General features: G+C 67.3%; 9 protein-coding genes. 4 read left to right on the top strand and 5 right to left on the bottom strand.

Translation table 11 applies throughout. The annotated features are described in order from the left end of the window. The first annotated feature begins 802 nt into the window (after positions 1–802). The gene (locus AC1DYP_RS14085; protein WP_477046840.1) at positions 803–4552 is read left to right on the top strand and encodes an Ig-like domain-containing protein; all 3750 of its coding nucleotides are present in this window, start codon (positions 803–805) and stop codon (positions 4550–4552) included. Between the two features lie 42 nt (positions 4553–4594). On the opposite strand, the gene AC1DYP_RS14080 is transcribed toward AC1DYP_RS14085, so the two are convergent. Genes AC1DYP_RS14080 through kefF form a run of 4 tightly spaced genes read right to left on the bottom strand, consistent with a single transcriptional unit; the run spans position 4595 to position 7621 of the window. Continuing rightward, positions 4595–4834, bottom strand: a complete 240-nt coding sequence (locus tag AC1DYP_RS14080) for a DUF6894 family protein (RefSeq protein ID WP_477046839.1) — start codon at positions 4832–4834, stop codon at positions 4595–4597. A gap of 9 nt (positions 4835–4843) precedes the next feature. Then, complete coding sequence (locus tag AC1DYP_RS14075) at positions 4844–5035, bottom strand: DUF3606 domain-containing protein (RefSeq protein ID WP_477046838.1); 192 nt, start codon at positions 5033–5035, stop codon at positions 4844–4846. Positions 5036–5089: 54 nt separating this feature from the next. After that, positions 5090–7006 carry a monovalent cation:proton antiporter-2 (CPA2) family protein gene (locus AC1DYP_RS14070; RefSeq protein ID WP_477046837.1) on the bottom strand — a complete coding sequence of 639 codons (1917 nt, stop codon included), beginning with the start codon at positions 7004–7006 and terminating at the stop codon, positions 5090–5092. Positions 7007–7009: 3 nt separating this feature from the next. Next, positions 7010–7621, bottom strand: coding sequence for a glutathione-regulated potassium-efflux system oxidoreductase KefF (gene kefF, locus AC1DYP_RS14065; RefSeq protein WP_477046836.1), 612 nt, complete (start codon positions 7619–7621; stop codon positions 7010–7012). Positions 7622–7717: 96 nt separating this feature from the next. Between kefF and AC1DYP_RS14060 the strand changes: the two genes are divergently transcribed. Together AC1DYP_RS14060 and AC1DYP_RS14055 are read left to right on the top strand one after the other, a co-directional pair. Continuing rightward, positions 7718–8428, top strand: a complete 711-nt coding sequence (locus tag AC1DYP_RS14060; RefSeq protein WP_477046835.1) for a CoA transferase subunit A — start codon at positions 7718–7720, stop codon at positions 8426–8428. After that, the gene (locus tag AC1DYP_RS14055) at positions 8428–9069 is read left to right on the top strand and encodes a 3-oxoacid CoA-transferase subunit B (protein WP_477046834.1); all 642 of its coding nucleotides are present in this window, start codon (positions 8428–8430) and stop codon (positions 9067–9069) included. Before AC1DYP_RS14060 ends, AC1DYP_RS14055 begins: the two co-directional genes overlap by 1 nt. Before the next feature lie 140 nt (positions 9070–9209). Here AC1DYP_RS14055 and AC1DYP_RS14050 read toward each other — a convergent pair whose 3' ends face one another. Beyond that, positions 9210–10793 carry an ArnT family glycosyltransferase gene (locus AC1DYP_RS14050; RefSeq protein WP_477046833.1) on the bottom strand — a complete coding sequence of 528 codons (1584 nt, stop codon included), beginning with the start codon at positions 10791–10793 and terminating at the stop codon, positions 9210–9212. 196 nt (positions 10794–10989) lie between these two features. Between AC1DYP_RS14050 and AC1DYP_RS14045 the strand changes: the two genes are divergently transcribed. Beyond that, positions 10990–13422 (top strand): TonB-dependent receptor, encoded by a 2433-nt coding sequence (locus AC1DYP_RS14045; protein WP_477046832.1) that lies wholly within the window; start codon positions 10990–10992, stop codon positions 13420–13422. The last annotated feature ends 30 nt before the right edge of the window (positions 13423–13452 follow it).

Genomic DNA, 13452 nt, shown 5'->3' with positions numbered 1-13452 from the left:
ACGCGCTTTGTCCCCGTTCGACGCCGACGGCGGGCGGGCTCCCCAACGATGGGAGTCCCCGGACACGCTGAAGTAACCCCCTCCAGCCCAGTCCCGCTCGATCGCCCCCCGCCGCCGCATCGGTCGCTGGCCATGCGCCCTTTCCATGCAACGAGGTGAGTCAAGGATACGGGCACCGCGAAAGGGTGAGGACCAAATCGGGTCGAGAAAGTTCAGAGCGTTGAAATCGCTGGGCTTCATCCGCTGGACGCCGAGCATGGACGCCTCTTGTCCCCTCTCTCCAAGAGAGAGGGCGAGAAGGAGGCGCCAATCAATCGGGCGCTTGTTTCGACGCCCACGCTCTGTCAGCCGCATGGTGGTTTCTGATGAAGTAAGTAAGAATTTCCTTCACGACTGAAGCCTGGGGTGCACGGCTGCAATCTTCGCGGCTTGCGCGAGGCGTTGCGGTCATCGTCGTCAGTCGTCGGGAGGGCTCGCATATCAAAGATATTTGAACTGTCCGTGGGCAGCTCAGCTGTTGTCTCGGGGTTATCGTGAAAATCCCGCCGCGATGTGGTGTCCTGATGAAAGCGCCAATCCGAGAACTTGATCCGATTACAGCGGTAACTAGACTGTATTGACGGCTTTTGACCGCGATAACTCGATTGCGAACTGCTGAAAACTTCGACATCGTCCTGTCATCGAGCGTCCCTAGGCTGGATCAAGATCGCGGCCGTGCTGAAAGCGCCTAGAACACTCGGCCCGACCCACTCTCAAGCTTAGCGGCGACCGCCCAGAATAAGACCCCCTTCGGAGGAAACGCATGACCACCCTGACCGTGGGCGATCTCGCCCTGATCGGCTACAGCGCCGACACCGCCGGCAAGTCGTTCTCGTTCGTCCTGCTGCAGGCGGTCGACGCGGGCACGGTGATCAGCTTCACCGACAACGGCTGGTTCGCGGCGGGCGGGTTCCGGGGCGGCGAGGGGACCTTCACCTACACCGCCCCGGCCGGCGGCGCGGCGGCGGGGACGGTCATCACGGTCACGGGCCTGACCGGCTCGTTCAATCCGTCGACTTCGGGCGACCAGATCATCGCCTATCAAGGCGCGGCCGCCAGCGCGACGCCGCTGTTCGCCCTGGACTTCGCCGACGGCAACGCGACCTACGCCGGCGACGCGACCAACTCCAACACCTCGGCGATCCCCACCGGCCTGTCGGCGGGCGGCACCGCCCTGGCGTTCTCGCTCGACAACGGCGCCTATGTGGGGACGACCACGGGGACCAAGGCCGAGATCCTGTCGGCCATCGGCAATTCGGCCAACTGGTCGCTCGATGACGGCAACCCGGTGGCCTACAAGACCGGCTTCACGGTCACCGACGGCGGCGTGCCCAGCGCCAACGTTTCGATCAGCGACGTGACCCTGACCGAGGGCGATTCCGGCGACCAGGTGATGACCTTCACGGTCACCCGCACCAACACCACCGGCGCCTTCACCGTCGACTACGCCACCGCCAACGGCTCGGCCCTGGCGGGCGGCGACTATGACGAGACCCACGGGACCCTGACCTTCACGGCCGGCGGCCCCGCCAGCCAGACCGTCTCGGTGACGATCCACGGCGACGCGACGCCCGAGCCGAACGAGGCCTTCGCCGTCAACCTGTCGAACCTGGTGGTGACCAGCGGCGCGGCCGCCCTGGTCGACGCGGCGGGGCAGGGTTCGATCGTCAACGACGACTTCGCCCCGGTGGCGATCTACGACATCCAGGGCGCGGGCCACATCTCGGCCTATGACGGCCAGACGGTGTCGACCCAGGGCGTGGTGACGGCCATCGACACCAGCGGCTCGCGCGGCTTCTGGATCCAGGACGTGACGGGCGACGGAAACGACGCCACCTCGGACGCGGTCTTCGTGTTCACCAACGCCATCCCCACCGTCCATGTCGGCGACCTGGTGAAGGTGGCCGGCACGGTCGACGAATATAACGGCGGCGTCGCCACCAACCTGACGATCACCGAGATCACCGCCCCGACCATCAGCGTGATCGGCACGGGCGCGGTGGCCTCGACGGTGCTGGGCGCCGGCGGCCGGGCCATCCCCAACACCGTGATCGACGACGACAGCCTGTCGAGCTTCGATCCGGCCCACGACGGGGTCGACTTCTACGAGTCGATCGAGGGCATGGTGGTCACCATCCACAACGCCCAGGCGGTGGACGCCACGACCACGGGCCAGACCTGGGTGGTGGCCGACGGCGGGGCCGGCGCCACCGGCCTGAACGACCGCGGCGGGGTGACCATCTCGGACGGCGACTTCAATCCCGAGCGCATCCTGGTCTATGCCGACACCGGCGTGAACCCGGACTTCAACGCCGGCTACGTGCTGGGCGACCAGTTGGGCGACGTCACCGGCGTGGTCAGCTATTTCGGCGGCAAGTACGAGGTGATCCCGCTCTCCGTCGAGAACATGGTCAGCGGCGGCCCCCTGCCGCAGGAAACCACCTCCCTGACCGGCGACGCCAGCCACCTGAAGATCGGCGCCTACAACCTCGAAAACATCTCGCCGCAGGATCCGGACGCCAAGTTCCAGGCCCTGGCCGACGACATCGCCCACAATCTGGGCGCGCCCGACATCATCGGCGTCGAGGAGATCCAGGACGCCGACGGGTCGGGCAACGGCACGAACTACAGCGGGGCCGACACCCTGAACAAGCTGGTGGCGGCCATCGAGGCGGCCGGCGGCCCGCGCTACAGCTGGGTCGAGATCGCCCCGACCGCCAACAACACCACGGGCGGCGAGAGCAACGGCAACATCCGCAGCGCCTTCCTCTACCGCGCCGACCGGGTGGACTATGTCGAGGGCTCGGCCCGGCTGGTCCAGGACACCACCGGCCCCGCCAACGCCTTCAACAACAGCCGCAATCCGCTGGCCGCCGACTTCATCTTCCACGGCGAGACGGTCACCGCCATCGACGTGCACAACTATTCGCGCGGCGGCAGCGATCCGCTGTTCGGCGCCAACCAGCCCGCCGCCAACAGCGGCGACGACCGCCGGGTGGACCAGACCACGGCGGTGCGCGATTACGTCGCCGGCCTGCTGGCCGCCAATCCCGACGCCCACGTGGCGGTGATGGGCGACTTCAACGGCTTCCAGTTCGAGCAGACCCTGACCCTGCTCGAGGCCAACGGCGCCCTCTACAACCTGGTCCGCACCCTGGCGCCCGAGGACCAGTACTCGTACCTCTTCGAGGGCAACACCCAGCAGATCGACCACCTGCTGGTCTCGCAAAGCCTCAAGGGCGGGGCGGTGTTCGACAACGTCCACCTCAACACCGGCCAGGCGGCGATCGACCAGCCCACCGACCACGACGCGGTGCTGGCCCTGCTGTCGATCAACACCGCGCCGGTGGCGACGCTGGACGGTGTGTTCACGGTCTCCGAGGACGCGATCCTGACCGTCGACGCCGCGCACGGCGTGCTGGCTAACGACAGCGACGTGAACAGCGACGCCCTGACGGCGGTGCTGGACCACGGCCCGACCTACGGCACGCTGGTGCTCAACGCCGACGGCTCGTTCGTCTACACGGCCAACGCCAACTACAATGGCACCGACGCCTTCACCTACACCGCGCATGACGCCTATGGCGGCGTGTCGGGCGTGGTGACGGTCCAACTGGGCGTCGAGGCGGTCAACGACGCGCCGGTCGGCGCGGCCGACGCGGCCTCGGTCGCCGAGGACGCCTCGATCCTGGTCAACGTGCTGGCCAACGACCACGACATCGACCTGGACGTCCTGAGCATCGCGGCCCTGTCGGGGACCAAGTCGGCCCTGGGCGCCTCGATCAGCATCGAGAACGGCCAGGTGCGCTACGTGGCCGACGCCGACAGCTTCGATCAGCTGGCCGCCGGCAAGTCGGTGATCGACAGCTTCACCTACACCGCCTCGGACGGCCATGGCGGCTTTTCGGCCCCGATCACGGTCAGCATCACGGTGGGCGAGGCGGGCGACAACCGCAGCCTGTCCGGCAGCTTGCTGAAGGCCAACAGCTTCACCGACGTCGGCGAGAAGGACACCACCTACACCGGCGGCCTGTTCAACGACGTGATCAACGGCGGCGGCGGATCCGACCACCTCTACGGCGGCGCGGGCGTCGACCGCATCAACGGCGGGACCGGCCGCGACACGCTGGACGGCGGTCTGGGCAACGACTTCCTGACCGGCGGGGCGGGGGCGGACGACTTCGTGTTCAACCTGCTGTCGGGGACCGACCACATCACCGACTTCAACCCGGGCGAGGACCACATCGTCACCCCGCTGCGCGGCCAGTTGGGCGGCCTGTTCGACAGCCATGGACCGGCCAAGGCTCTGGGCATCCTCGACGACCTGATCGATCAACTGCTGAAGCCGACCTTCAAGGACGTCGACACCAACGGCGACCGCCATGCCGACGCCGTGCAGATCAGCGCCGTCGGCATGGGTTCGGTGATCCTCGACAACTGGACGATCACGTCCCTGACCCAGCAGGGCTACCTCGATCCGCAGCACCACGTGGTCGGCGACTGGCTGCTGTAGGCTTGTAGAACCTCCCCCACAGGGGGAGGGCTTAGGATAGGATCAGTGCATCGTCCCGGTCGGGGTGTTGGCCTCGACCGCGACGGTCGCTAGCACGGCCTTGCGCTCGTCGAGCACCTCGACCAGCAAGGCGCCTTCCTCTGCGAACTCGTCGGCGTTGTCGCGCAGCCACTCGCCGGCGATCCGCGCGGCTTCCACCTTTGCGGCGTCGAGGTCGTCGAACACCTCGCCCTCGTCATCGGTCAGGACGTGGCCGTCGCTGAGCTGGAAGAAGTAGCGCACGGCTTCCGCTCAGACCTTGTCGCGACGCGACGCCAGCGCCTGTTCCACCGCGTCCGCCGATACGCCAACGTCGGTCACGGCGTTGCGCAATTGGTCGGCGTTGACGCCGAACTTCTCGGTCCAATAGGCCACTTCGTGCGGTTCGTTGACGTTGATCCGCGCGCGATCCTGGGGTCCGCGATCTTGCAGGTTGTCAGCCATGGGATTCCTCCTTGCAGTAAGGAATCCCGTCAGGGCGTCGTCAGTTCCCTGCCCCTACTTCGCTCCCTCCCGCCGGGCCGCGTCCCGTTCGGCGCGTTCCTTGAGCTCCTCGTCGAGGGTGGCGGTGTCCCAGGCGCCGGCGGCGTCGCCGGGGCGCAAACGAGCAAGGTCGGCGTTGAGCAGCTTGTCCATGGTCTGGGCCGCGTCGCGCGAGGCCAGGATGTAGGCCTCCTCCTGGCCCCAGACGGGACGCAGGTCCTCGAACGACTTGCGGTCGTGACGACGGAAGATCGCGCCGGCCCGATGGGCGCGGTGGGCGCGGTAGCCCAGCTTCTGCAGGGCGGTGGTGCCCAGGGCCAGGGCCGCCTCGAAGGTCTCGCGCTCGACCGCGTCGGCGCCGTTGGCCAGCAGGTCGTAGGCGTGACGGCGGTCCCAGGCCCGGGCCAGGATCACCAGGTCGGGGAAGGCCTTGCGGGCGGTCTCGACCAGCTCGACGGTCTTCTCGCGATCGTCCAGGGCGACGATCAGCATCCGGGCCCGCTCGATGCCGGCGGCGCGCAGCAGGTCCATCCGCGTGGCGTCTCCGTAGTGCACCCGGCGGCCGAAGCGGCGCAGCAGGTCGATCTGCTCGATATCGCTGTCCAGCACGGTCGAGCGGAAGCCGTTAGCGGTCAGCAGGCGGCCGGTGATCTGACCGAACCGGCCGAAGCCGGCGATGATGATGTCCGGCTCGCCGTCGTCGAAGGCCCCGGTGTCGGGGACCTGCTTGGGGATGGCCGCGTCCATCATCTGGGCGATGCGCTCGTAGAGGATCATCGCCACCGGGGTCAGGGCCATGGAGACGGCGACGGCGGCGGTCAGCAGGGCCGCCAGGGTCGCGCCGATCACGCCCGCCCCGACCGTGAAGCTGAGCAGCACGAAGGCGAACTCCCCGCCCTGGGCCAGGGCGGTGGCGACGGCGGCCGCGCCCCGGGCCGGGGCCCCGAACAGCCGCGCCAGGCCGAACACGACCAGGAACTTCAGGACCATCAGGCCCAGCACCAGGCCGATCAGCACCAGCGGCTGGCTGGCGACCAGCCGCAGGTCGATGCCGGCCCCGACGGTGATGAAGAACAGGCCCAGCAACAGGCCCCGGAACGGCTCGATGTCGGACTCCAGCTCGCGGCGGAACTCGCTCTCGGCCAGGACGACGCCCGCCAGGAAGGCCCCCAGGGCGGGCGACAGGCCGACGGTCTGCATGATGCTGGCCACGCCGACGACGATCAGCAGGGCCGCGGCGGTGAAGATCTCGCGCAGCCGGGCCTCGGCGATGAAGCGGAAGATCGGCCGCACCAGGTAGCGGCCGCCGCCGACCACGGCGCCGACGGCGACGAACACCGCGATCCCCTGGGCCCACGGCGGCAGGTGGGCGACCAGGCTCCCGGCGCCGTGGCCGGCGGCTTCGGCGTGGATCGGCGGGGCGATGGTCGCCAGGGTCGGCAGCAGGGCGAACATCGGGATCACCGCCAGGTCCTGCAGCAGCAGGATCCCGAAGGCGGCCCGTCCGACCGGCCCATGCCTCAGGCCCTTCTCGTCCAGGGTCTGCAGCACGATGGCGGTGGACGACATGGCCAGCACCATCCCGACGGCCAGGGCCGTCTGCCAGGGCAGGCCCAGCAGCATCGAGACGCCGGCGATGGCGACCGTTGTGCCCACGACCTGGGAGCCGCCGAAACCGAAGATCGCCTTGCGCATGTCCCACAGGGTCGAGGGCTGGACCTCCAGCCCGATCAGGAACAGCAGGATGACCACGCCGAACTCGGCGAACTTCATCACGTCGCCCTGCTCGCCGACCAGCGACAGGGCGAACGGCCCGATCACCACGCCGGCGATCAGGTAGCCCAGCACCGAGCCCAGGCCCAGCCGCTTGGCGATCGGGACGGAGATGACGGCGGCGCCGAGATAGACCAGGGCTTGCAGCAGGAACGGCATGGATCAGGCCCCCAGTTCGGCGTCGGCGGGCGCGGTCAGCAGCGAGGCGACGCGGGCGCGGTAGCGCTGGGCCTCGGCCTTGAGCTCGTCGTCGTCCTTGATCGCCGCGCCGTGCACCACGAAGGGCGTCTCCCAGACCATGCCGCACAGATAGGCGGTCTGCTCCAGCGGGCGCAGATATTCGTCCAGGGTGAAGCGGTTGTAGCCGTGGGCGTGATAGGCCTTGGCCGCCCCGCCGGTGGTGCAGGCGGCGAACAGCCGCTTGCCGGCCAGGGCGTTGCCGTCCAGGCCGTAGGCGAAGCCGTGCAGCCAGACCAGGTCGAACCACTCCTTCAGCAGGGCGGGCGTCGAGTACCAGTAGAGCGGGAACTGCACGGCGATCACGTCGTGCGCCACCAGCCGTTCCTGCTCGGCCTCGATGTCGATCGCGAAGTCCGGATAGGTCTCGTAGAGGTCGTGGAAGGTGACCCCTTCGACGCCCTTGGCCGCCTTGGCCAGGGCGCGGTTGGCGCGAGACCGTTCAAGCGCCGGGTGCGCCAGGGTCAACAGCACGCCCGAGGTGGCGGGCGTCGCGAGCCCAATGCTAGCTTCCCCAGGGTTAGCCTGATCCGTCACGCCGAAACTCCACGCATCGAAATTTTATTCATCAAGGGTTGAATTTCTCCGTCCGGCGGCTCAGAGCAGTCGCCGAACGTCGCTCCGGGAGGAACCATGGTCGACAAGGTGAAGTCCACAGCCGCCGAAGCGCTGGCGGGTCTTTTATTCGATGGCATGACCATCATGGCCGGAGGCTTCGGCCTGTGCGGCATTCCCGAGAACCTGATCGCGGCGATCCGCGAAACGGGCGTCAAGGACCTCACGGTGGTCTCCAACAATTGCGGCGTCGACGGCTTCGGCCTGGGGATCCTGCTGGAGAACCGCCAGATCAAGAAGATGATCTCGTCCTATGTGGGTGAGAACAAGCTGTTCGAACAGCTCTACCTCAGCGGCGAGCTGGAACTGGAGTTCAATCCGCAGGGCACGCTGGCCGAACGCATCCGCGCCGGCGGGGCGGGCATCCCCGCCTTCTTCACGCGCACCGGCTACGGCACCCTGGTGGCCGAGGGCAAGGAAACCCGCGAATTCGACGGCGAGATGTATGTGATGGAGCGCGGCCTGACCGCCGACCTGTCGATCGTCAAGGCCTGGAAGGCCGACGCCGAGGGCAACCTCGTCTACCGGAAGACCGCCCGCAACTTCAATCCGATGATGGCCACGGCCGGCAAGGTCACGGTCGTCGAGGTCGAGGCGGTCGTGGAAGTCGGGGCCCTGGACAAGGACAACATCCACACGCCCGGCATCTATGTCGACCGCCTGATCAAGGGCGCGAAGTTCGAGAAGCGCATCGAACGCGTGACCACTCGTCCGAAGGAGCAAGCGTAATGGCCTGGACGCGTGACCAGATGGCCGAGCGGGCGGCCAAGGAGCTGCGGGACGGCTTCTATGTGAACCTCGGCATCGGCATCCCCACCCTGGTGGCCAACTACATCCCCGAAGGCATGTCCGTGACGCTGCAGAGCGAGAACGGCATGCTGGGCATGGGCCCCTTCCCCTACGAGGGCGAGGAGGACGCCGACCTGATCAACGCCGGCAAGCAGACGATCACCGAGCTGGATTCGAGTTCGTACTTCTCGTCGGCCGACAGCTTCGCGATGATCCGCGGCGGCCACATCGCCCTGTCGATCCTGGGCGGCATGCAGGTGTCGGAGACCGGCGACCTGGCCAACTGGATGGTGCCCGGCAAGATGGTCAAGGGCATGGGCGGGGCCATGGACCTGGTGGCCGGCGTCAAGCGGGTGGTGGTGGTCATGGACCACTGCGAGAAGTCCGGCGCGGCCAAGCTGCTGCACCGCTGCTCGCTGCCCCTGACCGGAGCCGGCGTCGTCGACCTGCTGATCACCGAACTGGGCGTGTTCGAGATCAACCGGGGCAAGACGCCGGTGAAGCTGATCGAGCTGGCGCCGGACGTGACGGTGGACGAGGTGAAGGCCAAGACCGAGGCGGCGTTCGAGGTCGGGGTCTAAGGTCCTCCCCCTGTGGGGGAGGTGTCGGCGCAGCCGACGGAGGGGGGAGTGATCGGCAGCCGGCTTAAACCCGGATCGATCGCCCTGAACTCCCCCCACCGGCCTTCGGCCGCCTCCCCCACAGGGGGAGGGCCTAGGCCTTAGGGCGTCGGTTCCGGATCCGGCGGCAACCCCGTCTCCGGATCACGCGGCACGGGCGCGAAGCCCTGGGCGATGAACAGGTCGGTCCGGCGCGAGCGCTTCTTGTCCAGCCGCACACGGACGATCTGCAGGTCGGAGGTCGCCTTGAAGTCCTGACGGATCTTGGCCCGGTAGGTGCCTTCCAGGCTGGCGATCAGCGCCCGGCGGCCCAGGGCGGCGTCCAGCGGCGCCTCGGCCTCGGCCTGGTTGCGGGGGGCGATCTCGTGCACCCACATCCGCAGCGGCGGGGCGGCCGACGTGCCGAAATAGTCGCGGCCGTAGTAGGCGGCCACATTGTAGAGGAAGCGGTCGTCGACGGCGACGGCGGTCACGCCGCCGCGCAGAGCCTGTTCCTCGCGCGTCCGCTCGATGATCGCCTGCACGGTCTGGTCCCAGCCGCGCGCCCGCTTGAAGGCGTTGGCCATGCCCATGGCCTCGGCCGTGCGCGGATCGATCACCCAGGTCAGGAACAGCGCCGCCAGCACCGCCTGCAGGGCCAGGCCGCCGATCAGCCAGCGGCGGGCGTCCCAGCGCAGCAGCCACGCCGCGACCAGCACCGAGCCGGCGACATAGGCCGCGCCCGCCCAGTTGGCGTTGGCCCGCGAGACGAACGCCTGGGCCGCCACGGTGACCAGCGGCGGCAGGGCGAAGCACAGCAGCATGATGTCAGCCTGCGCGAGGCGCCTGCGGAACGCCAGCAGCAGGGCTCCGCCGCCCAGCACGCCGAACGGCACGGGTCCGAACACGCCGAACTGCGAGCCGACGAACTGGACCAGCTCGATCGGGTTGAACAGCCTGCCGGCCTTCCAGTTGGCGTTGGCCGCCGTGTGCTCCAGCGTCGAGAAGTGGTGCTGGTAGTTCCACCACATGTTCGGGGCGAAAACGACGAACAGGGCCGCGAAGAAGGCGATCGCCATGACCGGGGTCCAGGCGCGCCGGGCCTCGCGCGACAGGAACAGATGGGCGGCCAGGCTGGCCAGGGCGTAGATCGCCGCGTACTTGCTCAGGAACGCCATGCCCAGCGCCGCGCCCATGCCGGCGGCGATCCAGATCCGGGTGCGGGGCGAGGCGTGCGGCAAGGCGACGCAGGCCCAGATCATCAAGGCCAGGAAGAACAGCAGCGGCGTGTCGGTGGTGATCAGCACCGACGACAGCTGGATGCCGGGCATCAGGATGAAGATCGCCGCGGCGGCCAGCCCGATCCAGTTTCCGTTCCGCTCGTCGCCGTAGAGCCGCGTGGCGATGCGCGAGATCACCAGGGCCGTTCCGGCGTTGAGCAGGGGCGAGCCGATGCGCAGCCAGGCCTCGGCGTCGCCGCCGATCCGCGTGGTCGCCCAGATCAGCCAGGCGATGACGGGAGGCTTGGAAAAGTAGCCGAAATCAAGGTGGCGCGACCACAGCCAGTACTGAGCTTCGTCCGGGTACAACTCCAGGGGGGTGACGAACAGCGCGACGACTCGCAGAACCGTCAGAACCCCGACCAAGATCAGGGTCAGGCGCCAGATTCGCGCCTGGGTCGCCCGCGCCGTTTCATCAAGGGCCACGCTGATTTCTCCCGCATAAGTAAGAGGACGCTGACTAAATCTTCCGCAAGCGGGCCCCCGGAGCGCGTTTATCCGCGATCGTGGCCTTTCCGTCACCAAACCTTCTAAATACGTCGCTAAAGAGCCTCTCAATGACATGGCTCGGCGGGCTTCATGCACCCCGTTGCGGCTTGAACGAGGGGATTAGATCAAGATGATGACGAAAAAGCTCGCCTGTCTGGCGTCGACCGCTCTGGTCGGCTGCCTGCTCAGCGCCACCGCCGCCATGGCCCAGTCGACCGGCACCGACGCCGTCGAACAGGTCGTGGTCACCGCTTCGAGCCTGAAGAACCAGAACGGCGCGATCGTTCAGCAAGTGGTTCCGAAGTCGCGCTCGACGATCACCCAGGACTTCATCGCCCGCCAGGTGCCCGGCCAGACGATTCTGGACTCGCTGAACCTGCTGCCCGGCGTGAACTTCTCCAACAACGACGCCTACGGTTCGGCCGGCGGCGACATCACCATCCGCGGCTTCGACTCGCAGCGCATCGCCCTGCTGCAGGACGGCATCCCGCTGAACGACAGCGGCAACTACGCCATCTATCCGAACCAGCAGATGGACTCGGAACTGATCTCGAAGGTCGACGTCAACCTGGGCACCACCGACGTTGACAGCCCCACGGCCGCGGCCGCCGGCGGCACCATCAACTACGTGACCCGCAAGCCCACCGACGAGTTCGGCGGCGTGTTCGAAGCCCAGGCCGGCGACGGCAACTTCCGCCGCTTCTTCGGCGTGATCGACACCGGCAAGATCGGCCCCTGGGGCACCAGCGCCTGGTTCAGCTACGCCGACGCCATCAACGACGTGTTCAACGGCCCGGGCAAGATCCACAAGAAGCAGCTCAACGCGCGGATCTATCAGCCGATCGGCGACAACGGCGACTTCGTCAGCCTGATCGCCAACTACAACGAAAACCGCAACAACTTCATCAACCGCATGAGCCTGGCCCAGTTCCAGGCCGGCACCGGCATCGGCTACAGCCGCGCCACCTGCGCGCGTCCGACCCCGGTCGCCGGCACCGCTCAGATCGATACCAACGCGGGCACCTGCTACAAGTACAACATCAACCCGTCGAACACGGGCAACATCCGCGGTCAGTCGCTGTTCCACATCGGCGAGAACTTCATCCTGACCGCCGACCCCTACTTCCAGTACACCCTGGCCAACGGCGGCGGTCGCGGCCTGTTCAAGGAAACGCCCGGCCTGCCCACGCCGTCCAACAGCCTGATCCTCGGCTCGGTGAACACCGGCGGCCAGGACCTGAACGGCGACGGCGACGTCCAGGACACCGTCCTGCTGTACTCGCCCAACACGACCAACACCCGCCGCTACGGCATCACCTCGTCGCTGATCTGGAAGTTCGCCGAAGGCCAAAGCCTCCGCGCCGCCTACACCTACGACGAAGCCCACCACCGTCAGACCGGCGAATACACGACGTTCAGCGGCGACACGACGCCGAACGACGTGTTCGGCGGCAAGGACGGCTACGGCAAGCCGATCAAGCTCTCGGACGGCAGCATCCTGCGCAAGCGCGACCGCGTCTCGGTCGCCACCCTGAACCAGATCTCGGTCGAGTACCGCGGCAAGTTCATGGACGACAAGGTCCTGTTCAACGCCGGCCTGCGCGCTCCGTTCTTCAAGCGCGAACTGAACAACTTCTGCTATCAGGCCGACACCTTCACGGCCTACTGCACCAACCAGACCCCGACCGCGGTGCCCGGCACCGACGACGGCAACGGCCAGACGCTGGTCACCCTGCCGGGCCAAGGCACCACCCAGTACGGTCGTCCGCGCCAGTTCACCCGCAAGTACGACAAGATCCTGCCGAACGTCGGCGTCAGCTACAACCTGACCGACCACCAATCGGTCTACGCGACCTACGCCGAAACCCTGTCGGCGCCGCGCACCGACGACCTGTACGACAAGAAGCTGACCAACCCGAACCCGGAAGTCTCGCACGTCATCGACGTGGGTTACCGCTTCCAGTCGCCGACCATCCTGCTGTCGGCCTCGCTCTGGGCCAACAACTTCAGCAACCGCATCGAGCGCGCCTTCAACGAGCAGGACAACATCGCCTTCTCGGTCAACGTCGGCGACGTGAAGCAAAAGGGCTTCGACGCCCAGTTCGGCTTCAAGCCGGAAGACTACCTCAGCTTCTACGCCTCGTTCTCGTACCAGGACTCGGAACTGCAGGATAACATCCCGGGCACCGCCCTGGGTTCGCTGCTGCTGACCAAGGGCAAGCAACTGTACGAAGCCCCGAACTACCAAGGCGCCGTCCGCGTCGACTGGGACATCACCGAAGCGCTCAGCGTCGGCGTCCAAGCCAAGTACGTCGGCGAGCGTTGGACCAACCTGACCAACACCGAAAAAGTGCCGAGCTACGCCCTGCTCGACCTGGACGCCCGCTATGTCCTGGACGGCTTCCTGGACGGCGTCGGCATGAAGAACACCTACATCCAGCTGAACGTGAAGAACCTGGCCGACGAGAAGTACCTCGGCGACCTGGCGGTGAACCCCTCGGGCACCGGCCTGGGCCAACCGGGCTATCCGCGCACGGCCAGCATCACCCTGCACGCCGCGTTCTAAGAACGGCGTACAGCGGACTAAGGCATGGGG

It is taken from the genome of Caulobacter sp. P1_D6 (assembly GCF_056406095.1).
This window is presented reverse-complemented; position numbering and strand designations above follow the sequence as displayed.